22 protein-coding genes are annotated in these 20,987 nt (G+C 58.0%); 10 read left to right on the top strand and 12 right to left on the bottom strand.

Annotation, left to right across the window (positions count from 1 at the left end; translation table 11 throughout):
- Nucleotides 1-170: 170 nt before the first annotated feature.
- From VOI35_RS07875 to VOI35_RS07840, 8 genes are all read right to left on the bottom strand, one after another.
- Complete coding sequence (locus VOI35_RS07875) at nt 171-875, bottom strand: c-type cytochrome (RefSeq protein WP_407275513.1); 705 nt, start codon at nt 873-875, stop codon at nt 171-173.
- A gap of 48 nt (nt 876-923) precedes the next feature.
- Entirely contained in the window at nt 924-2,153 is a 1,230-nt protein-coding gene (locus VOI35_RS07870) for a hypothetical protein (protein ID WP_407275512.1), read from the bottom strand.
- Between the two features lie 3 nt (nt 2,154-2,156).
- Entirely contained in the window at nt 2,157-3,614 is a 1,458-nt protein-coding gene (locus VOI35_RS07865; RefSeq protein ID WP_407275511.1) for a cytochrome c, read from the bottom strand.
- A gap of 128 nt (nt 3,615-3,742) precedes the next feature.
- On the bottom strand, nt 3,743-5,110 hold the full coding sequence (locus VOI35_RS07860; protein WP_407275510.1) for an FCSD flavin-binding domain-containing protein: 1,368 nt from the start codon (nt 5,108-5,110) through the stop codon (nt 3,743-3,745).
- An 8-nt stretch (nt 5,111-5,118) separates the two neighbouring features.
- Nucleotides 5,119-5,457, bottom strand: a complete 339-nt coding sequence (locus tag VOI35_RS07855) for a c-type cytochrome (RefSeq protein WP_407275509.1) — start codon at nt 5,455-5,457, stop codon at nt 5,119-5,121.
- A 346-nt stretch (nt 5,458-5,803) separates the two neighbouring features.
- Complete coding sequence (locus tag VOI35_RS07850; protein WP_407275508.1) at nt 5,804-6,967, bottom strand: PilT/PilU family type 4a pilus ATPase; 1,164 nt, start codon at nt 6,965-6,967, stop codon at nt 5,804-5,806.
- Nucleotides 6,968-7,009: 42 nt separating this feature from the next.
- The gene (locus VOI35_RS07845) at nt 7,010-8,158 is read right to left on the bottom strand and encodes a PilT/PilU family type 4a pilus ATPase (protein ID WP_407275507.1); all 1,149 of its coding nucleotides are present in this window, start codon (nt 8,156-8,158) and stop codon (nt 7,010-7,012) included.
- 68 nt (nt 8,159-8,226) lie between these two features.
- Nucleotides 8,227-9,276 carry a type IV pilus twitching motility protein PilT gene (locus VOI35_RS07840; RefSeq protein ID WP_407275506.1) on the bottom strand — a complete coding sequence of 350 codons (1,050 nt, stop codon included), beginning with the start codon at nt 9,274-9,276 and terminating at the stop codon, nt 8,227-8,229.
- 128 nt (nt 9,277-9,404) lie between these two features.
- On the opposite strand from VOI35_RS07840, the gene VOI35_RS07835 reads away from it, so the two are divergent.
- The 5 genes from VOI35_RS07835 (at nt 9,405) to metW (ending at nt 13,354) form a co-directional block, all read left to right on the top strand.
- Nucleotides 9,405-10,115 carry a YggS family pyridoxal phosphate-dependent enzyme gene (locus VOI35_RS07835; protein ID WP_407275505.1) on the top strand — a complete coding sequence of 237 codons (711 nt, stop codon included), beginning with the start codon at nt 9,405-9,407 and terminating at the stop codon, nt 10,113-10,115.
- A 65-nt stretch (nt 10,116-10,180) separates the two neighbouring features.
- Complete coding sequence (gene proC, locus VOI35_RS07830; RefSeq protein ID WP_407275504.1) at nt 10,181-11,023, top strand: pyrroline-5-carboxylate reductase; 843 nt, start codon at nt 10,181-10,183, stop codon at nt 11,021-11,023.
- A complete protein-coding gene (locus VOI35_RS07825; RefSeq protein ID WP_407275503.1) occupies nt 11,020-11,574 on the top strand; it encodes a YggT family protein in 555 nt (184 codons plus the stop codon). The genes proC and VOI35_RS07825 overlap by 4 nt, the downstream gene beginning before the upstream one ends.
- A 26-nt stretch (nt 11,575-11,600) precedes the next feature.
- The gene (locus VOI35_RS07820; RefSeq protein WP_407275502.1) at nt 11,601-12,758 is read left to right on the top strand and encodes a homoserine O-acetyltransferase; all 1,158 of its coding nucleotides are present in this window, start codon (nt 11,601-11,603) and stop codon (nt 12,756-12,758) included.
- Entirely contained in the window at nt 12,755-13,354 is a 600-nt protein-coding gene (gene metW / locus VOI35_RS07815) for a methionine biosynthesis protein MetW (protein WP_407275501.1), read from the top strand. Before VOI35_RS07820 ends, metW begins: the two co-directional genes overlap by 4 nt.
- A 79-nt stretch (nt 13,355-13,433) precedes the next feature.
- Here the strand turns inward: metW and VOI35_RS07810 are convergent, their stop codons facing one another.
- The 3 genes from VOI35_RS07810 to VOI35_RS07800 all read right to left on the bottom strand — a co-directional run bounded on the left by VOI35_RS07810 (nt 13,434) and on the right by VOI35_RS07800 (nt 15,545).
- The gene (locus VOI35_RS07810) at nt 13,434-14,372 is read right to left on the bottom strand and encodes a zinc transporter ZntB (protein WP_407276817.1); all 939 of its coding nucleotides are present in this window, start codon (nt 14,370-14,372) and stop codon (nt 13,434-13,436) included.
- Between the two features lie 100 nt (nt 14,373-14,472).
- Nucleotides 14,473-15,069, bottom strand: a complete 597-nt coding sequence (locus VOI35_RS07805) for a class I SAM-dependent methyltransferase (protein ID WP_407275500.1) — start codon at nt 15,067-15,069, stop codon at nt 14,473-14,475.
- Nucleotides 15,066-15,545, bottom strand: coding sequence for a Fur family transcriptional regulator (locus tag VOI35_RS07800; RefSeq protein ID WP_407275499.1), 480 nt, complete (start codon nt 15,543-15,545; stop codon nt 15,066-15,068). The genes VOI35_RS07805 and VOI35_RS07800 overlap by 4 nt, the downstream gene beginning before the upstream one ends.
- 225 nt (nt 15,546-15,770) lie before the next feature.
- On the opposite strand from VOI35_RS07800, the gene VOI35_RS07795 reads away from it, so the two are divergent.
- The 5 genes from VOI35_RS07795 (at nt 15,771) to VOI35_RS07775 (ending at nt 20,496) form a co-directional block, all read left to right on the top strand.
- Nucleotides 15,771-16,781, top strand: a complete 1,011-nt coding sequence (locus VOI35_RS07795; protein ID WP_407275498.1) for an MBL fold metallo-hydrolase — start codon at nt 15,771-15,773, stop codon at nt 16,779-16,781.
- Nucleotides 16,782-16,948: 167 nt separating this feature from the next.
- Nucleotides 16,949-17,473 carry a YeeE/YedE thiosulfate transporter family protein gene (locus VOI35_RS07790; protein ID WP_407275497.1) on the top strand — a complete coding sequence of 175 codons (525 nt, stop codon included), beginning with the start codon at nt 16,949-16,951 and terminating at the stop codon, nt 17,471-17,473.
- Nucleotides 17,473-18,168: a DUF6691 family protein gene (locus tag VOI35_RS07785; protein ID WP_407275496.1), complete on the top strand. Its 696-nt coding sequence runs from the start codon at nt 17,473-17,475 to the stop codon at nt 18,166-18,168. Before VOI35_RS07790 ends, VOI35_RS07785 begins: the two co-directional genes overlap by 1 nt.
- Nucleotides 18,169-18,661: 493 nt before the next feature.
- Entirely contained in the window at nt 18,662-19,378 is a 717-nt protein-coding gene (locus tag VOI35_RS07780; protein WP_407275495.1) for a DUF6969 family protein, read from the top strand.
- Nucleotides 19,379-19,509: 131 nt separating this feature from the next.
- Nucleotides 19,510-20,496 carry a sulfurtransferase gene (locus tag VOI35_RS07775; protein WP_407275494.1) on the top strand — a complete coding sequence of 329 codons (987 nt, stop codon included), beginning with the start codon at nt 19,510-19,512 and terminating at the stop codon, nt 20,494-20,496.
- A 149-nt stretch (nt 20,497-20,645) separates the two neighbouring features.
- On the opposite strand, the gene rpsT is transcribed toward VOI35_RS07775, so the two are convergent.
- Nucleotides 20,646-20,915, bottom strand: a complete 270-nt coding sequence (rpsT, locus tag VOI35_RS07770) for a 30S ribosomal protein S20 (RefSeq protein ID WP_407275493.1) — start codon at nt 20,913-20,915, stop codon at nt 20,646-20,648.
- Nucleotides 20,916-20,987 lie beyond the last annotated feature (72 nt).

Below are 20,987 nucleotides of genomic sequence, written 5' to 3'. Positions count from 1 at the left end.
TAACGGCGTGGTGAAGAAAACGCCGACTATAAAGCAGACATTGTGCCAATTGCATTCTGCGCTGCGGTCGAGGTTGAATGAATCTTAATGCTTCAAGAAAAATAAAAAACCTCGCATTTGGCGAGGTTTGTGCGCAAAACTGCAGAGATTCTGCAGTTGATCTGATCAGGTCACTCGGCTTTTGCAGTGGCACTTGCGGGCGTACACGCGTAGTAATCGGCCAGTCGCTGGATTTCCGCGTCGGTCAGCGGTTTGGCAAACTGGCTCATCCCATGGGCAACATCGTTGTGCCGTTGGCCGTCGCGAAACAGCCGCATCGTACGGATGAAGTAGTCTTTGGGCATGCCGCGTAGTGCCGTGGTTTCATTGATGCCGCCTTGGCCATTGGCGCCGTGGCAGGCGGCACAGGGGGTGATCAGACGCTTGGGGTCACCCGCCGTGACGAGGCTCGGTGCCGGTTTCGGTAATCCCTGCGGGCAGGGCTGGGGCTGAGCCGCATAAAACGCGGCCAGATCGGCCATTTGCTGACGGTCGAGCATTTGGGCGACCACGAACATCACATGCCCGCGCGCATCTTCCTGACGCAGGCCGGATTGATAATCCAGTAGTTGTTTGTAGGTGTAGGCAGCCGGTTGACCCGCGAGCGATGGCCAGTTATCGGTCATCGATTCGCCTTTGATGCCGTGGCAGGAAGCGCAAAACAGGCTGGTGTGCAGCTTTTCGCCCGCGTTGACATCGCCCTTGGGCATGTTCTTCATGCTGTCGTGCCAGCTGGCGGGCGTCCAGTGAACCGTGGCGTTCGGGTCGTGGCCACTGGCGGCGGCACTGCTCAGCACGCCAAGACTGAGGGCGAGGGCCAGAAGTGATTTATTCATGTCGTGCTCCTTGAATAGGGGGCGCCTGGGTGTTGGCGCCCGAATCGTTTAGCCGGTGTAGGCGACCCACAGGCCGATGGCAAAGTACTGGATGATCCAGATGGCCAGCGTGGCAATGCCCAATGTGCCCATGCGGTTCACTAGCGGCGAGGCGACATACATGCCTTTGGTTTGTCCCGCTTTCCAGCTCACGGTGAGCAAGTAGGCGATAACGCTGCCACCGATCAGGGCAAAGGTGAGGAAGAACAGCAAGGTGCTGTACCAATCCATATGCAGTTTGTAGTCAAACGGGTTGTAGCCGTGTACGCCAAACAGCGTGGTCCAGCGCAGCATTTCCCGCAGCAGGCCGAGCACGATCAGCGCCACGGCACCCACGGCAAAGGGCACGAAGCCATAAATGCCCTGATCGAGTTTTTTGCCCAGCAGGATCGGGGTGGCCACGGCCAAGAGCAGCGCGGCCACGGTGAGCATCGGCCAGAGGCTGGTGGCGAAGGACTGCACATTGTTCGGCAGGGTTAGCATCCAGCCGACAAACAAACCCAGTGCCAGCACGCCGCCGATGCTGGTCAGCCGCAGGGCAAGGCCACGGACGAAGTCGAGATAACCAACATCTTCCTGGCTGCGGCCTTGCAGGTAGCGGCGGTATGCCAGCAACCACAGTCCGATGACCGGGAGGGAAAGGCTGATAAAAAACCCAAACCGCCAGAAGTTGTATTCATGCAAGGCACGGCCGGAGGCGTCCACGACGCCATTCGGCGCATACCACTGCATCCATTTTTCGGGGTGGAGCATTTGCACCGACAAGGCGTGCATGATGAATCCGACCAGCAAAAACAGGGCGATGGCTGCAATCATTGCGCCCGGGCAGCGGGTTTTGGGCGTTTGTACCATCTTGCTGTTCAGACCGTAAAACGCGAATAGCGCCAGACTGCCGAGAATTAACACCGCGATAAAGGCAATCACCCACCAAGCGGAGAGTACATTCGAGGTGTACCAGAACGGATCGTAGATGACCTGCACGAACAGCAGCGGGGCGACGCCCAGTACGATGGCGACCGAGACCGCAATTTTCGCCGTGCCGACCATGGCGTCCGCCAGACGGCGCCAGTGGGCGTTTTTATTGAGGGCACCCACCAGGGTGAGCCCTGAGGCGCCGAGCAAGACATGCACCGCAGCGATATGCAGCGCCCAGGTCAGTACGCCGAGAATCAAGAAAATGATCGGATGTGCGGGCACGCCCAGCGGGTCGCGCAGCGCATACAGCATGGCAGTATCCATGGCTTACTCCTGTGCAGTGTTCAGTGAGGCCGGGGCAGCGAACGAGGTGGTCAGCGGGGCTGTGGCACCTTCGGTTTGCCGGGCGGCACGGGTTTTTTCATCGACGAAGCGGGCAACCACGCTCGGATCCGCCAGGCTGGCGAGATACAGCGCCAGTGCTTCGGCTTCTTTGTCCTGCAGCGGGATGCGCGGCATGTAACTGGTGTTGCCGGTGGCAAGCGCGCCGAGCAGATAGGTTTTGATCTTTTCGACATCCGTGTTGCCGCCAAAATGCCGGGCAATCGGGCGAATCCCGGTCGGGGAGAGGGAATGGCAGTTACTGCAGGCGGTGATCGCCAGCGTGCGCCCCACTTCGGCGGCATTTTGCGGGGTGATTTCCCTTTGCCCGGCCGGCCAGAATACGCTGGCATGCGTGAAGCCGACTTTGTCCAGCGTGGGCAGTTCCGATTGAACCGTCATCCCCGGCACATCTTTGGCAATCACCTGATTCGAATACATGTATTCGCCCGCGACAAACGGTTTACGCGCCGATTCACGAATCGTTTCGCCCGGGAACAGGCCGAGGATGAGAATCGCGAGGGTGGCGGTGCCCGCGATGCTCGCCGTGAGCATGCGCGGTTTGATCAGGGTAAACAGGAAATACACAACGGTGGCCATCAGTACCGTCAAAATGGCGGTGTTGAAATACCCCGGAATGCGGTTTTCCATCACGATTTGCGCTTGCGCGGGCAGGGTGCTCAGGTACCAAGGGTACAGCGCCATGCCAACCACGGCGGAGACAATCCCCAGTACCGCCAGGCGGCGTGCCAGCCAGGTCTTGAAGACCGGGTCTTTCAGGCCAGCCACGACGATGCCGCCGACCACGGCCGTGATGGTGAACATGAACGCGATGCGGATACTGAGCTGCGCGAAGGTGTTGTCACCATAGAAACCGAGCAGGTAACCACCCTGGGTGAACCACTCGGGCCGACCCGGTTCCATCATGAACGACAGAATCCCGACAATCGCCAGCATGGTGGCGAACGAGGCTAGGCCAAAGGTGATGGCAATGCGCAGATAGGTGCCCTTATCGACCTTGCCCGCGAGGTACACCATCATGTACACGCCGATGACTTCGATCACGAAGAACACCCATTCAGTCGCCCATTTCCATACAAAGTTATGGATCAACGCAGAAATGCCGCGCGGGCTGCCCACGGTGGTGGAGTACCAGATGCCGGGGCCGGTGATCGAGCCGAGGATGTACGAAAACACCAGCAGGAACAGGCCGTATTTCTTGATGAAATCGAGCAGTTCGGGGCGATCGTCCCGATAGCCGATATAAGCCAAGTAAGTGAATAGCAGCGCGGCGCCGACCGCCGTGTGCGAGAACAGCACATGGATGGTGGCAATCAGGCCGATGACCCAACCACTGCCGATGCCTGGTTCGTACCAGGTGGGATATAAGCCAATCAGATCCACAGTCAGACCCTCCTCGTTATTTTTTAATCTATCTGAGCCAAGGGGCGGCACCCCACCCCGGTGTCGGCGCAAACATCTGCTGCGGCGGTACCCGCGCCGCGTGCCCGCTGGGACGGGCGGGTTCTGCTTTACGCAAAAATGTCTTGGGTGAAGCTGTCCATCCAGGCGTGCAGATACACTGCCGAGAGACGGTATTGCGCCTCGGAGGCATTGAACGGCAGATACCGGGGCTGATCGGCGCGCTTCAAGATCCCTTGTGCGTTCTGGCGGAAGACATCAGCGACGAACATGCCGTAGTCCGAACGACCGGCCAGGGCGTAGCAGGTATTCTGCAGAACCGGTGCGATCGGTTCCTGCCCCGCCAGCAGTGCCTTGATTTGCAGCGCAACGACTTTCGCCTGACTGTTGGCCGAATAACCAGATTTCGGCATATCGCCCGCGATGCAGGCATCCCCGATGACATGCACACGGGGTTGTTTGGTCGATTCGAAGGTTTTCATATCGACCGGACACCAGCCAGAGGCATCGGCCAGCCCGAGATCCAGCGCAATCTGGCCGGCTTTGAGCGGCGGAATCAGGTTGATCATGTCCGCTTTGATGACGCCCTTTTCGGTCTCCACCGTTTTGTTGACCGCATCGACCTTTACGACCCGGCCGCCTTCTTCGGCCATGACCCATTCAATCACGCCGGGCTGGTCATACTTCTTGAAGGTGGCCAGTTGTTCGGCCGTGTAATTTTTCTCGAACGGCTTGGGCAGATTCATGCCATACAGTCGATTCCAGGCTTGCAGCATGGTGACATCGGTGGTGAAGCCGTTTTTCGGATCGAGAATGAGGACGCGCGGATGCTTGTCGCCGCGATCGAGCAAGTGCTGGGCAATCAGGCCGGCGCGCTCATAGGGGCCAGGCGGGCAACGGTATGGGTTCGGCGGCGGCACAATGACGACCGTGCCATTGACCGGAACGGCATCCAATTGCTTCTTCAGCGCCAGCAGTTGGTCGCCTGCATTCCAGCCGTGTGGGATGAGCTGCTGGGCTTCCGGGGATTCCATGCCCGGGACTTTGCTGTAATCGAAGGAAATGCCGGGCGAAACGACCAGCCGGTCATACACGAGTTTTTGTCCGCCCTCCGTGGAGACCGTGCGGGTGGCAAAATCGACCCCGTTGACGGTATCGAAAACAAACTGTACCCCGTGTTTCTTTTGCAGCGCGTCATAAGAAATCGTGATGGCATCCATGTCGACATTGCCCACGATAACTTCACTCGAGCCATAAGGCCGCTGGTATTGGCGATTGCGCTCGATGATCGTCACCTTCACCTCGGGCGCGTACAGGCGCAGGTATTTGGCGAATGTGGCGCCGCCAACGCCGCCGCCGATCACGACGACATGCGCTGTTTCCGCAGCGCGGACTTGCCCCATGTTCAGGCCAACCGTGGCAGCGCCAGCGGTGAGTTGTAAAAAACGACGACGGTTAAGATTGGAATGGGATTTCATCTCGCACCTCATTGCGCCTGAACTTTGGGGAATTGCGCGAAATAAGCGGCCATGGCCTGGATTTCTTCTGCGCTGAACGAGCGTGCCAAGGGACTCATCAGGGTGGAGGGACGAGTGCCGTCCGCGAAAGCTTTCATCGCGCGAATAAATTGTCCTTCTGGCATGCCGGCCAGAGGCATGAAAGCGGTGCCTTGTACGGCGCCTTGGGTGCCATGGCAGCCGCCGCAGGTCTGCGCCATCATGATCGTTGCGGGTGCTTGGGCTGCCTTGTCTTCCTGGGCGAAGGCGGTTGAGCTGAGCGCGAGGCTGAATGCAGCCGCCAACGCTTTGTACCTGGTTGATTTCATTTGTATAAAACTCCTCACAGCGTGTCGAGCAAAGCGAACCGGGACTGGGGAAGCGCACAAAAGTCGCGCGGAAAGTGACGGATTTCGGCAGTCACAGGTCTGGTTGGTATTATAGATAAGAATTTCTTATGTATATAGTTGAAATAAATATATCTATTCCCTTGGCTAATCGATCATCCATAAAACTAATAGATGATCTGCTCAGGCGGCTCGGCGCGAAAAAAAGAAAACCCCGTGAGAACGGGGTTGGTGGTTTGCTGCAAGGGGCGCAGGTTCGGCATGTTTCAGCCGGAGGATCAATCGTCCGGCGGGTCGAGCAGAACGATTCCGTCTGAATTAGAAGGGGTCAGTCCAGCGGCGGTAGATCGTGGTCGTGCGTCTGGCTTGTTTTCGGCATGTGTTGGCTGATTTGGCTGGCGGAGGCGCGCAACTCATCCTTTGCGCCACCGAAGTTCATCCGCCATTCGAGGTTGGCGCGGCTGTCGGCATTTTTCAGGGCTTCTTCGCGGTCGATGCGGCCGGCTTTCCACAGGCTGTGGAGTGACATATCGAAGGTTTGCGAGCCTTCCAGCTCGTTTTTCTCCATGGCGTCCTTCATGGCGTCAATCTCACCGCGTTTGATCAGATCGGCAATAAAGGGCGTATTGAGCATGATTTCTACCGCCGGCACCCGCATGCCTTGCGTGCCGATCACGAGGCGCTGGGAAATGATGGCCTTGAGGTTGAGCGACAAATCCATCAGCAGCTGATCTCGTCCTTCTGCTGGGAAAAAGCGGATGATCCGATCCAGCGCCTGATGCGCATTGGTCGCGTGCAGGGTGCTGATGCACAGATGCCCGGTGTCCGCATAGGCCAGGGCGTGTTCCATCGTATCCCGATCCCGCACCTCGCCGATCATGATGACATCGGGCGCTTCACGCAGTGCCTCTTTCAACGCAGCGGCGTAACTGTGGGTGTCCACCCCGACCTCGCGTTGGTTGACGATGGAGTTGCGGTGCTTGAAGGCAAATTCCATCGGATCTTCGATGGTGAGAATGTGCCCTGGGCGGGCTTCGGCGCGATAATCGATCATTGCGGCGAGGGTGGTGGACTTGCCCGAACCGGTCGCGCCGACAATCAGAATCAGGCCGCGCCGTTCTTCGATGAGTTTTTCGAGCACATTCGGCAGGCTTAAGTCCGAGATGCGTGGAATTTCACTTTTGATGAAGCGGATCACCATCGCCCATTCGCCGCGTTGCATGAAGATATTAACGCGAAAGCGGCCGAGGGTTGGCCGGCTCAAGGCGAGGTTCAGCTCCATGTCCCGATAAAAGCGGTCGGTTTGTTCCGGGCTGAGGATGGATTTGACGAGGTCTTCGACCTGTCCGGGACGGAGTCGGTCTTTGCCAATAAAGCGCAGTTCACCCTGGATTTTGACCGCAGGGAGCGCGCCGGTACTGAAATACAGATCCGAACCTTCTTTTTCGGCCAGAAGTTTGAGGTAGGGGTCGAGCGGGGCGTCTTGACTCATGTCAGTTCCATTGAGAGTGGGGGCGGTGCGGCGGGAGATCGGTTACTCGTCGTCTTTCTCGATCCGCAAACCATCATCGGTTTCCATCATGTTTTTCGGCAGGCCGCGTTTACTGTTGAGTTTGATCGACAGGCGCAGATCATTTTGCGAATCAGCATTACGAAGGGCTTCCTGATAGCTGACCAGCCCCTGATCGTATAGATCCAACAGGGCTTGGTCGAAGGTTTGCATGCCGTGCTCACGCGAGCGTTTCATAACCTCTTTGATTTCGTGTACATCGCCCTTAAAAATCAAATCGCCGATCAACGGGGTGTTGATCAGCACTTCGACCGCCGGCACGCGCCCACTGCCTTCTTCCTTGCGGAGCAGCCGCTGCGACACGACCGCCTTGAGGTTGAGCGAGAGATCCATCAACAGCTGATGCCGCCGTTCTTCGGGGAAAAAGTTGATGATCCGGTCGAGTGCCTGGTTGGTGTTGTTGGCGTGCAGGGTCGCAAGGCACAAGTGGCCGGTTTCGGCGAAGGCAATGGCGTGATCCATGGTTTCGCGTTCACGAATCTCGCCAATCAGGATGACATCGGGTGCTTGCCGCAGGGTGTTTTTCAGCGCGGACTCGAAGGTTTCCGTATCCACGCCGACTTCACGCTGCGTGACCAGGCACTTTTTATGGCGATGCACATACTCGATCGGGTCTTCGATGGTGACGATGTGCCCGGCAGAGTTTTCATTGCGGTAATCGAGCATTGCCGCCAGTGAGGTGGATTTTCCTGAGCTGGTCGCGCCGACGAAAATCACCAGACCGCGCTTGGTCATGGCGATATCTTCGAGCACTTTGGGCAAGAGCAGCTCGTCGAATTTGGGCACATCCGAACGAATCATCCGCAACACCATGCCGACGCTGCCGCGCTGCATGAAGGCATTCACGCGAAAACGCGCCACGCCGGGCAGGGAGATGGCGAAGTTGGCCTCACGGGTTTCTTCAAATGCGGCCACCTGTTTGTCATTCATGATCGACCGAACCAGCATCTGGGTATGGTTAGTCGAGAGTGCCTGCTCAGTGAGCTGGGTGATTTCGCCATTGATTTTGGCGGAAGGGGGCGCGCCGACGGTGACAAATAAATCCGAGGCATTCAGGTCTACGGCCTTGCGCAGAAGGCCTTGAACATAGTTGGCGGCTTGCTGACGATCCATTCGTGCAATTCCCTCGTGTGCGTCGCGCGGAAAACTGGGATGGCCACCGTGGCTCGGCGGCCGGTGAATCAGGCGAAATCGGCTTTGTTTTGCGCCCGTGCCCGTGCATCTTCACGGGAAATAATCCCGCGCTTCATCAACTGCAACAGGTTCTGATCCAGGGTTTGCATGCCCTGTGTCTGGCCGGTTTGGATGGCGGAATACATCTGGGCGATCTTGTTTTCGCGGATCAGGTTGCGAATGGCGGGGGTGCCCAGCATGATTTCGTGCGCGGCCACCCGCCCGCCGCCGATCTTCTTGAGCAGGGTTTGCGAGATGACGGCGCGCAGGGATTCCGAGAGCATCGAGCGAACCATGTCTTTTTCGGCCGCGGGGAAGACATCGACGACCCGGTCGATCGTCTTGGCCGCCGAACTGGTGTGCAGGGTGGCGAACACTAGGTGGCCAGTTTCTGCGGCGGTCAGCGCCAGGCGAATGGTTTCAAGATCGCGCAATTCGCCGACCAGGATGACATCCGGATCCTCCCGCAGAGCGGAGCGCAGCGCAGCGTTGAAGCTGTGGGTGTCGCGATGGACTTCGCGTTGGTTGATCAGGCATTTTTTGCTCTGATGGACGAATTCGATCGGGTCTTCAATGGTCAGAATGTGGTCATTCCGATTGTCATTGATGTGGTTGATCATCGCGGCCAGGGTGGTGGACTTGCCCGAGCCGGTCGGGCCGGTCACCAGCACGATGCCGCGCGGGAACATGCACAGCTCTTTGAACACATTGGGTGCGGCGAGCTGCTCTAAGGAGAGCACTTCGCTCGGAATCGTACGGAAAACGGCGGCCGCGCCCCGGTTCTGGTTATACGCATTCACCCGGAAGCGGGCGAGGCCGGGGAGCTCGAAGGAAAAATCCACTTCGAGGTTGTCTTCATATTCCTTCCGCTGTTTGTCGTTCATGATGTCATACACCATGGCGTGCACTTCTTTATGCTCCATCACCGGGAAATTGATCCGGCGAATATCCCCATCGACCCGCACGCGAGGCGGTTCGTTGGCGGAAAGGTGAAGATCCGAAGCGCCGTTCTTGACGGTGAAGGCGAGTAAGGTGTCAATGCCGCGTTGTTCTGCCATGATGTGCAATCCTTGTTCTGCAGTTCCGTTCGTTTCGGGCGACGCGCGTAGATCAGACCGATGGAATACCGAGTTTCGACCGCGCGCAAACTGCGCACAACATAAAACGAACCGCGTCGGGGTGCAACTTGAATTCATCAAACCGGGACTGTGACGCTCTGGAGCGGCTGCGATCGGCCATTCAGGCTGCGGAGCGGACGGCTGGCCGGATGCCGGGCTGTGTTTCCTTGTTGGCGGTCAGTAAGGGGCAATCGGCTGAATCGATTGCCGCCCTGGTCGCCTGTGGTCAGCGCCGATTTGCCGAAAGTTATCTGCAGGAAGCATTGGTTAAGCAAGAGGTTTTGGCCAAAATGGCTGTGAACCCGCCATTGGAATGGCATTTCATCGGGCCAATCCAATCCAACAAAACGCGGAAGATTGCCGAAACATTCGATTGGGTGCACAGCGTCGATCGGCTCAAAATTGCGGAACGGTTGAATGAACAACGGCCGGAATCGCGCGGGGTGCTGCGGGTGTTTATCGAGGTGAATGTCGATAATTCCGTCAGCAAATCCGGTGTGGCGCCGGAAGCGGCGGCGGCGCTGATTGCGGCCTGCCAGGCATTGCCACGGCTGTGCGTGGTGGGTTTGATGGCGATTCCGGCGCCCGGCCAGGTGGACGGATTTGCCCGCTTGGCCGCGCTCAATGCACAATTACTCGCCCCGCTGCCGATGCTTTCGATGGGGATGAGTGCCGATTTCCCGGCGGCCATTGCGGCCGGGAGCACCCATGTACGAATCGGTACGGCGTTGTTTGGCGCGCGCCGCGTCCAGGTGCCGCGGTCGCCGCAGACCCATTGAGGCGGCGCCAGCCCGGTTTTCGATCGACGCGCGTTTGTCGTTACTTTTCAGGAGTATCCATTGCCATGCTAAGCGCCCACATTGGCTTTATCGGTGGTGGCAATATGGCCACGGCCTTGATCGAAGGGCTGCAACAGCATCCCGCCAACGGACGACATATCGTCGTCGCGGATCCTAATGCGGCGCGCCGCGAAGCCTTGAGCCGGCAGTATGGGGTGGTCGTGACGGAGGAAAATCATCAGGCGGCCACAGGGGCTGAGGTGATCGTGCTGGCGGTCAAGCCAGCGGCCGTGCCTGCGGTGGCGCACGCGCTCAGCCAGCAGTTGACGCCAGATCAGCTGGTGGTTTCGGTGGCCGCCGGGATCACGGTCGACGCCTTGCAGCGCTGGCTGGGTGGGCATGCGGCCGTGGTGCGCGCAATGCCGAATACCCCCGCGATGGTGGGCTGTGGTGCGACCGGCTTGTTCGCTCCGGCGGACTTGTCGGCGGCGCACCGCGATATGGCGGAATCCCTGATGCGTTCCGTGGGGCTGGTGCAATGGGTGGCAGACGAGGCGCTGATGGATGTCGTCACGGCGCTTTCCGGTAGCGGCCCGGCCTATGTGTTTTTGGTGATGGAAGCGATGCAGTCGGCGGCGGAACAGTTGGGGCTGCCGGCAGAAACGGCTCGGTTACTGACGCTGGAAACGGTGTACGGTGCGGCGCGTTTGGCGATGACGGCCGCCGAGCCGCCCTCCGTGCTCCGGGCGCGGGTGACTTCGCCGAATGGCACGACGGAGCGCGGCATTGCGGCGCTGGAAACGGCGGGGCTGCGCCAGGCATTTGCTTCGGCGTTGACGGCGGCACATGCGCGCAGCGTCGAGCTGGGTGCCGCCTTGGCCACGGCGCCGACGGAGGGGCGATCATGAATGGCCAGTTCGGCGATCCGCTGCTGTTTTTGGTGCGCGCGCTATTCGATCTGGCGATTTTCGTGGTTTTACTGCGTTATTTTTTGCAGCTTTTCCGCGGCAACTTTTTTAATCCGCTGACTCAGTCGATCGTCCGGATGACAGACCCGGTGTTGCGCCCTTTGCGTCGGCTATTGCCGCACAGTCGTCGGCATGATTTTGCTGCGTTATTGGTGACCGGTGTTCTTATTGTGGTGATGGTCGTAGTGTTGGCGGCGATGTCGGGCAAGGGGATGCCGGGCGGTGGAGTCCTGGTGTTGAGTGCGCTGTATTTCGGATTTTTGTCGGTGACCAATCTGTTTTTTTGGACGGTGTTGCTCCGGGCGTTGTCGTCCTGGCTGGGGAATTCGGGCTCGCCCGCCGTGGCATTACTGGCCGATCTCACCGCTCCCCTGTTGCAGCCGGTACAGAGAATTCTGCCGCCGCTCGGCGGATTGGATCTGTCGCCACTGGTCGTCCTGTTGGGGATTCAGGTGCTGCAGATGGTGGTGGGCAATTTGTTGTTTGGCTGATTGAACACGGTATGGGGTAAGCAGTCTTGAGTCAGGATGGGCAGAACGCAGGATCGGTCGGGATCGTGCAGCCGCAGTGCGCGCTGTTCGATGAACCCTTGCCGCTTGAAAGTGGCCGGGTTTTGCCCGGTTATGAGCTGGTGTTTGAAACTTACGGTACGCTCGATCCCCAGGCATCCAATGCGGTGTTGATCTGCCACGCGCTGTCTGGGGATCATCATGCGGCCGGTTACCACCAGGAAACTGATCGCAAGCCCGGTTGGTGGGATTCGGCGATCGGGCCGGGTAAGCCGATTGATACCGATCGGTTTTTTGTTGTCTGCCTGAATAACCTGGGTGGGTGTAAAGGCTCGACCGGGCCGCTGAGCCTCGATCCAGCGACGGGGCAGCCGTATGGGCCGGATTTCCCGATCATCACGGTGCGTGATTGGGTGGTTTCTCAACACCGGTTGATGCAGCGTTTGGGCATTCGGCGCTGGGCGGCGGTGATTGGCGGCAGCCTCGGCGGGATGCAGGTGTTGCAGTGGTCGGTCAGTTATCCCGATGCCGTCGCGCATGCCGTGGTGATTGCGGCCGCGCCGAAATTATCTGCCGAGAACATTGCGTTCAATGAGGTGGCACGCCAGGCGATCGTGACGGACCCCGAGTTTCATGGTGGGCGCTATGCTGCGCACGGCACCATCCCTCGGCGCGGCCTGATGTTGGCGCGGATGTTGGGGCATATCACCTATCTCTCGGACGACGCCATGCGCGCCAAGTTTGGTCGCGAGCTGCGGGCGGGCAAGATTCAGTACAGTTTCGATGTCGAGTTTCAGGTCGAAAGTTATCTGCGGTATCAGGGCGCGAGTTTCGTCGATCGCTTTGATGCAAATACCTATCTGTTGATGACCAAGGCGCTGGATTATTTCGATCCCGCGCGCGATACCGGCGATGATTTATCCCAAGCGCTGAGCCCGGCCTCGGCGAAATTTCTGGTGATTTCCTTTACGAGCGACTGGCGTTTTGCGCCCGAGCGTTCCCGCGAGATTGTGCGCGCACTGCTTGCGGCGGGTAAATCCGTATCCTATGCCGAAGTCGAGTCGAATCATGGACATGATGCGTTTTTGATGAATATTCCCTACTACCATCGACTGTTGGCGGGGTATTTGAGTCGGGTGGCGACCGAACGGGATGGTGCCGTATGAACCGACCGGATTGGCATATCGTGGAACAGTGGATCACCCCCGGCAGCCGGGTGCTCGACCTAGGGTGTGGCGATGGTTCGCTGCTGGCGCACCTGATCACTCGGCGGCGGGTCACAGCCGTGGGCTTGGAGCTGACGGACGCCGCCGTCGCAGCCTGTGTCGAGCGCGGGCTCTCCGTGATTCAGGCGGATCTAGATCAAGGGGTGAGTGACTGGTTTGCCCCGCAATCCTTCGATTATGTGATTGTCAGCCAAACCATTCAGGCGATGCGTAACCCGGAGATTCTGCTGGAACAGATGCTGCGTATAGCCCGTGAGGGGATTGTCACCTTTCCCAACATGGGCTACTGGCGCAATCGCTGGCAGCTCGGTGTGCGCGGCCATATGCCGGTGAACGAGGCGCTGCCGAATCCCTGGTACAACACGCCGAACATCCACTTATGCACCTTGACCGATTTCGAGGCGCTGTGTGCGGACTTGGGGATCGAAATTCTTGAACGGGCCGTGGTCGATCAGGAACGGCGCAGTTCAGCCTGGTTGCGCCTGTGGCCGAACGGGTTTGGCGAGCATGCCATCTACCGGTTGAAAAAGCGGTAACGAGGGTTTTCCCCCGCGAGACGCCTATGCCCGAGCCCGCCGGGGCTATACCTCAGTGCGCGGGATGGTATCCCGTGCGTTAAAACAGCCGCGCCCGGCGAAACAGGTAAATCAGCAGAATACCCAGCAAAAACAGCACGCCTGTGAACAATTCAAAGGCATAGGGGTGGTTTTGGTTGCCGGGTATGCCATCCAGATTCACACCGAATAGCCCCGTGACGAAGGTCAATGGCAGGAAAATTGCCGAAAGTGCGGTCAGAAAAGTGAGTTGCTTGTTGAGCTCATTGCTGCTGCGGGTGTTGAGCTGTTCCTGGATGATGCGCAACTGATCCCGCGAAGCATCCAAAACTTCCAGATAGCGGGTGAGCCGGTTTTCTGCCTCGCGAATGCGCTGCAACGCCGGTTTTTTTATCCAGACCAACCGACTGGAAATCACGGAGAGCAGGGCGTCGCGCTGGGGGCCCAGGTAGCGACGCAAGGTCAGAATGGTCGAGCGCAGATCGGCGAGCTCGCGATCCGGGATTGGTTCCACCGTGCGGCTTTGCAGCATGGTTTTCTCAAAGTTGTCGGTGAGTTCGTCCACCTCGTCTATGGTGTCGAGCATGTGGTCGTTCAACAGTTCGATCAGTCGGGCGACGAATTGGCCGGAATCTTTGGGGGCATTGTTGATTTCCATATCGCGTTGCAGCACCTTAACGGCGCGCAGGGAGCGCAATTGCGTGGTGATGATCAATCGCGGCGTCACCCACAGACGGATGCCGATCATGTCATCCGGTTCCTGTCCCGGATTGTGATTGATTCCTCGGAGGGTAAGCAGCAGACCCTGATCCAGAATCAGCGCGCGGGGTCGGGTGGCCTCGGCGAGCAGCGTGTCCTGCACCGTTGGGTCGAGATCCGCCTGGTTCATGATCCATTCCCGGGCATCGGGATTGGTATAATTGAGGTGAACCCAGATAGGCCCCGCGCACGGGCTGTTATCAGAAAGCGGTAACAGCGTGGCGTTGCCATCCCCTTGCATGTGCCAAGTATAAAAATCGAGCATGCGTCATGCCTCATCGGTGCATGGAAGAATTACCTGGAGATCAACAGGCCGTTGAAAAACTCTTTGCAACGGCCTGTTAGTCGGCTCCGCGCACGGCACGGTGCACGGTGTAGTCCCGACCCTGTTTTACCTTGTCATAATGACCAAACTGTTCTTTGAAGGTGCGTTTGAAGTAATCCCGCAGGCCATTGATGCTGACAAACCAGAGCTCACCGCCCGGTTCCAGCATTCGCCAGGCGTCGAACAACATGATTGACCACAACTCTTTGCCGACTTTGGCCGGAACATTGGAAACGATCAGATGCGCTTTCTGGTCGCGCACGGCCTCGAGACCATTGCTCAATGACACGGTGACATTGTTCAATCGGTTGCGTGCGGCATTGGCGCGGGCGTAGTCGCAGGCCACGAAATCCTTGTCCAGCAGGATGACTTCCGCCGCGGGCTGTGCTTTGGCAAGCGCCAGGCCGATCGGCCCGTAACCGCAGCCCAAGTCGATGCATCGATGACCGGCAGCGGGCGGTGGAAGCAAATCCAGCAGGAGTCGCGTGCCATCGTCGATTTCTCGCGGCGAAAATAATCCCCAAGTAGCATGCAGGGTGAGCGGCTGCGCCATCAGGGTGACCTGCTGTACGAGGTCTTGGCGTAGCGCGTGGATTTCTTGGGCGGTCATCATGGTCGGGCCTTGCCGGTCGCAGGGGGGGAACAGTGTCGGCAGGTGCCGCGCAACTCAATCGATTGCCGGGTGGGCGTGAATTCCGCGGCCTGAGCGATAGTCTTGAGTTGTTCGTTCAGTGGTTCGCTGGATTGTTCCTCAATCTCTCCGCAGTGATCACAGATCAGCAAAATGGCCTGATGCGGCGTTTGGGGATGATGGCAGCCAATAAAGGCGTTCAGGCTCTCGATCCGGTGAATCAAGCCATGCGCCAGCAAGAAATCCAGCGCGCGATAGACGGTCGGCGGTTTGATGGAATGACCGGGGCGGGAGAGCCGGTCAATCAGGTCGTAGGCCTTGCTGGCGTCGTGGTCGGCCCAGATTTCCGCCAGAACGGCACGCCGCATCGGCGTGAGCCGTGCGCCGCGAGCCAGGCAAATCGCCTCGGCACGCGCCATCGCTTCGGCAGCGCAGTGGGGGGAATGGGTGCAGTGCATGGGCAAATCACGATCCGCAATATTTGGGAGTGGAAGTGTATCAATGATTCTCGATGGCGTTGATTTGTTACTCGACCTCGTGGCTCGCTAAGCGGCTTTGGGATGGGCTGGATGCGTAGGTTTTCTTATCAAAATAATTCATGAGCGCCTGATTGAAATCCCCGAAGGAGCGGCCCAAGATTAAACAAGAAAACCAGAATCTAGTGGCCGTTTCGGGAGGGTGTCATGAGTATTCATCTGCTGCAAAGTCGTCGCCAATTTTTGCGTCAACTCGGTGTGCTGGCGGTCTGGCCCGCGGTTGATGCGCTGCCGGTTCACGCCAGTGCAGCGGAAACGCATGGCGGGGTCACGGTGCCCGCGATTGTACCCGTCACGCTCGCCCCAGGGGTGTATTGCATCGTGTCGCCTTGGGGATTTCCGTCGCCAGAAAACCTCGGCATGATGAGTAATGTGACCTTTCTGACAACGCAGAATGGCGTGGTGGTCATCGATTCCGGCTCCTCGCGCCAGATTGGGGAAATGGCCTTGCGGGCGATCCGGCAGCAGACCGATGCGCCCGTGGTGGCCGTGATCAACACGCATTATCACGGCGATCATTGGCTGGGGAATCATGCGTTCGTTGCAGCGTATCCCGATGTGCCGATCTATGCCCACGAGAACACCATTCGCGCGATCAAGACGGGGCAAGGTGAGTATTGGACCTCGCTGATGGATCGCTCGACGGATCACGCGACGGTGGGAACGGTCGTGACCCCGCCCACACGGCCTTTGCAGCACGCCGATGTCCTCTCTTTCGGTGATATGACGCTGAAAATCCACCACTACGGCACCGCCCATACCCCGGCGGATATCTGCGTCGAAATCGTGGAGCGTAAGGTGGTGCATGTGGGCGATGTGGCGATGGATCGTCGGATCGCCAACATGGATGACGGCAGCTTCCTCGGTTCGTTCAAGACCTTCGATGCGTTGCAGGCCGCCGTGCCGGGTGCGTTGTGGATACCGGGTCACGGCGAACCCAGTCACGAGGTGCTGGCCAGTAATCGACAGCTGTTCGAGGCGATTTATCAGTCAGCGGAAAAAGCTGTGCGGGAGGGGGTTGGTCCAGATGCGGCCAAACAGTTTGCTTTGCAGCATCCCTTCATTCGGGCATCGGCGAGTGAGATCAAGGGCTTTGACGATAACATCGGTAAATATGCTTCATTGGCCTATCTGGAGGCGGAGTCTGCCGCCTTTTGATGGGCGCAAGGTTGCTGGCGCGGTTCCGCTTCGGGCCGCAGGGACGGCGAATAGAATGACCGAATTGTTCTATAAAACATATCGATTTTGACGCTGGCTTGCTTTTAGGCTAAAAAGCCCTGCTAAATATTTTCGCCACCAAAAAACAAGACAGGAGCGTTGCGGGTATGTCCTCGTGTTCACAAGTTCGACCCTTTTGGCCGCCCTTTGCTGCGGGGATTGTTCTGGGCTTGATTCTCATTCTGACCTTCGTGTTGGTGGGGAATGGGGTCGGCGCCTCCGGGACTTTTGCCAGTATTGCGGCATGGCTGGGGTTCCAGATTGCGCCTGCGGCCACGCTGGATAACGGTTATCTCGGTCATATGGTGGCGAACGGCAGCAACCCCTTTGCCAGCTGGATCGTCGTTGAGGTCATCGGTGTGGCGATTGGTGCCCTGTTGGCTGCGGTCAGCGCCGGTCGGTTTAAAGTCAAGGTCGATCGGGGGTCAGGGCGCATCAGTGTGGGCGGGCGGTTACTCTTCGCCTTGATCGGCGGGGTTCTGGCCGGTTTCGGTTCGCGTCTGGCAGCCGGCTGTACCAGTGGCGTGGGTTTATCGGGAACGGCCATGCTGGGCATGGCGGGGTTCATTTTCCTCGTGGTGTTTTTTGTGGTGGGTTTGACGATCAGCGCGGTCATGCGGAGGATCTGGTGATGGATTATGGTGTCGCGGGTACCGCGCTGGCGTCAGGAATTCTTTTTGGCTATGTGCTGGAACAAGCGGGTTTTGGTTCCCCGTGCAAGTTGACTGCTCAGTTCCGTCTGACGGATTGGTCCGTGTTCAAAGTCATGTTCACGGCCATCATCGTTGCCGCGTTCGGCATCTTGTTACTGCAATCGCATAATTATTTCGGTTCGCTCGGCTTTTTCGTGCCGACCACTTTTTTCTGGGCAACGGCCACGGGCGCTGCCTTGATTGGCGCTGGATTCGCCTTGGGCGGATATTGCCCCGGTACTTCGGTGGTCGGTTTCGTATCAGGCCGGATCGATGCGCTGGTCTTTATGGCCGGCATGGTGCTCGGTATTTTGGGCTTTGCGGCGGTTTACAGTACTTCGTTGATTCAGGCCATCCTGCATTCCGCACAAATCAGCGCCAAAACCCTGCCACAGTGGCTCGGCGTTTCGCCTTGGTGGGTTCTGTTGGGTATGGTGGTGATCGCCGTGGGTGGTTTTGCCTTGGGTCGCATGCTGGAGCAGAAAAGCCATGGGGTGTATACCGCTGAAGATGTGATGGACGGAGTCGACCACACCCAACCATTGATTGGTCATGATCCTGTGCCGCAGAATCTCGCAGGCGGAGGCTCAGGTTCTGGCTCCGTTGGCGGAGGGGGCGTGCCGCGCGCTTCATGAGTCGGGTGGTATCGCTTGATCTTTTTCAAGCGTGTTCTGGCGGTCGATTGTTTCAGGCGGTGCCTCTTGTTTTGTCTGGTTCGTACTGCATTTTTAAGGAGTTTTTATGAATCCGGTTGCTAAAAAATCCGCGCGTCGTGTCTTGGCGGCATCCATTCCGGCGCTTGCTGTGGCGATGGGTGGGGGCGCAATCCTGCCAGCTCCGATGGACGCGATCTCTGTAATCCCGGCGGCACAGGCTCGCGGTGACAATCCCTGCGCCCCAGCGGCTCGTGGCGGCAATCCCTGTGCTCCGGCGGCTCGTGGCGGCAATCCCTGCGCCCCAGCGACTCGTGGCGGCAATCCCTGTGCGCCGGCGGCTCGTGGCGGCAACCCCTGCGCTCCGGCGGCTCGTGGTGGCAACCCTTGCGCCCCGGGTGGACGGTAAGAAGCAGTGCTGGATGCCCGCCCGGATTTGTGTGGGTAGTTGGTGCTTCACGGTAGCGGGCACAAAATGCCGATCCTTCAAGATGAGGTGTTGAGTCGTGCCGCACCGTGCCATTCGCTGGATTTTTCGTCGTTTTCCGATGAGCGGTTTGAGCTAATCCTTGAGGCGGCGGATGAATTGTTGGCGATCCACCGTGCGCTGCAGCGAGATCGCCAGACGGTGCTCACAGAGTTGTTGCGTGATGTGCCCTCGGTGGCAATCGATCGATGGCAGCACTACCCCGCAGATGATTCGCAGGATTCTGAAACAGGGGCGATGTTTTACTACCACGCCCATGAAGCGGGTGAACGACCAGAGGATGAGCATGGGCATTTACATCTGTTTATCCGTGCCCCATCTGGCGAGGGTTTTAGCCATGTGGTGGCGTGCTCCATGGCGGCAGATGGACGATTGCGCAGCTTGTTTACGACGAATCGCTGGGTGACCGATGAGACTTGGTGTTCGGCAGAGCATCTGATTTCGGTTTATCGCGACGAGTTTGTGATCGATCGGGCTCGTCCCTCTTGGTTGGTTGTGCGCTGGTTGATGGCATTGACGCAGGTGCTGTCCCCTTACATTGATTCGTTGTTACGCGCGCGGGATCAAGTGGTGGCAGAGTTTGCTGGCGGGATTTCGGCCGTGGCAGAAAATCGGGATTTGCATGTGATCACCGAGACACCGGTCGACCTGTTTGCCGTGTTGGTGCAGATACAGCAAGAGGGTATTCGGCGTTATTCAGCATAAAAAACTTATGCTGGGTTGCTGTCGGGGATCGTGGTCTGATCTCGGTGGCTTGATTGTCTAGGACTGTGGCGTTTTTGGTCGGTGAGCGTTGCTGCTTGCTAGTGTGTTCGTAAAAGAAGGAGTTGATGCGCATGAAGATGACGAAGTTTGTGTTTGTTCCGGTGCTGGCAGCAGCAGCGCTCGGTATGCACAGTGCCTATGCACTGGATGTTCCAGGTCCCTTGGTGGATCCCGCGTGGCTCAATGCGCATTTGAAGGATGTCAAAGTGCTGCAAATTAGTGGCCCAATGGCGAGCTTCACCACCGCGCCGAATTATAAGGATGTCAATGGCAAGCAGGTTGCTACGACGGTGAGCGGCCATGTTCCGGGTGCCTCATTCGTGGATTTCGAAAAGATTCGCGTCACGCGCGATGAAAACGGCAAGAAAGTCAAAGGGATGATTCCCACCAAGGAAGAGTTTGAAAAACTCGCTCAAGCTTGGGGTATCAATAAAGGCGAACCGATCATTATCGTACCGAAAGGTTTGTCGACGCCGGATGTGGATGAAGCGACTCGTTTGTATTGGCAGTTCAAATTCTACGGCCAAGACAATATGGCCATTTTGAATGGTGGGATGGCACAGTGGTTGGCAGATGGTATGCCGGCTGCGACGGATAACCCGGCCGTTGCCCCGGGCAACTGGGTTGCCACCGCAGAGCGCAAAAACATCTTGGCAACCTATGAGCAGGTCAAGCATGCCGTAGAGCATGGCAATGTGGAATTTGCCGATGCTCGTCCGAGCAATCAGTTCATGGGGGTTTTCACCAAGAAAGATGAACTGTCGGGTCATCTGCCTGGCGCGAAAAACATGCCGCCAGATTTGTTGACGACGGCAGATGGTTCTTCAGCTCGGTTCCTGCCAAAAGAGAGCTATCTGTCGATGATGAAAACGGTCGGCTTGAATTCTGGTAAAGAAATCATTGACTACTGCAATACCGGGCACTTGGCCTCTGGTCTGTGGTTCGTGACGCACGAGATCGTCGGCGATAAAAAAGCGCGTCTGTACGATGGTTCCATTCTGGAGTACAGCATGTATGAAGGCGCCAAAATGAACGATCCGGCGGCACTGAAGAAATAAGCCCGTACCCGGTTCAGTCTTTTTAGGATAACCAACGCCCCGTGAGGGGCGTTTTTTGTCGGTTGCCTTGGCAGATTTCTGGGCAACCCGGTATACGAAAAACCCCCGCAAGCGGGGGTTTTTCAGGATCGAACCAATGTGGTTTGGGATCAGGCGGCCGCCATTCCCTTGATTCGTGCGACGAGCGTTGACTTGCGACGAGCCGCCGTGTTTTTGTGCATGATGCCTTTGTTGACCATGCTGTCGATGACAGGTTGCGCGACTTGGTACGCGCTTTTGGCTTGAGCCGCATCACCGGTGGCGATGGCTTTCAAGACTTTTTTGTACTCAGTACGCACGCGGGAACGCAACGCAACATTGCGTTGACGGGCTTGTTCCGCCTGACGAACGCGCTTTTTAGCTTGTACGGTATTTGCCACGGATCAAACTCCTTCGGGGGATCGCGTATGAAACTTCTAAGGCGCGTGATTATTCCATGAATCGAGGGAATG

Source organism: Halothiobacillus sp. DCM-1 (assembly GCF_045689735.1).
In the GTDB taxonomy this organism is placed as follows: Bacteria; Pseudomonadota; Gammaproteobacteria; order Halothiobacillales; family Halothiobacillaceae; genus Halothiobacillus.
Note: the sequence above shows the minus strand (reverse complement) of the source record. Positions and strands in the feature narration are given on the sequence as shown.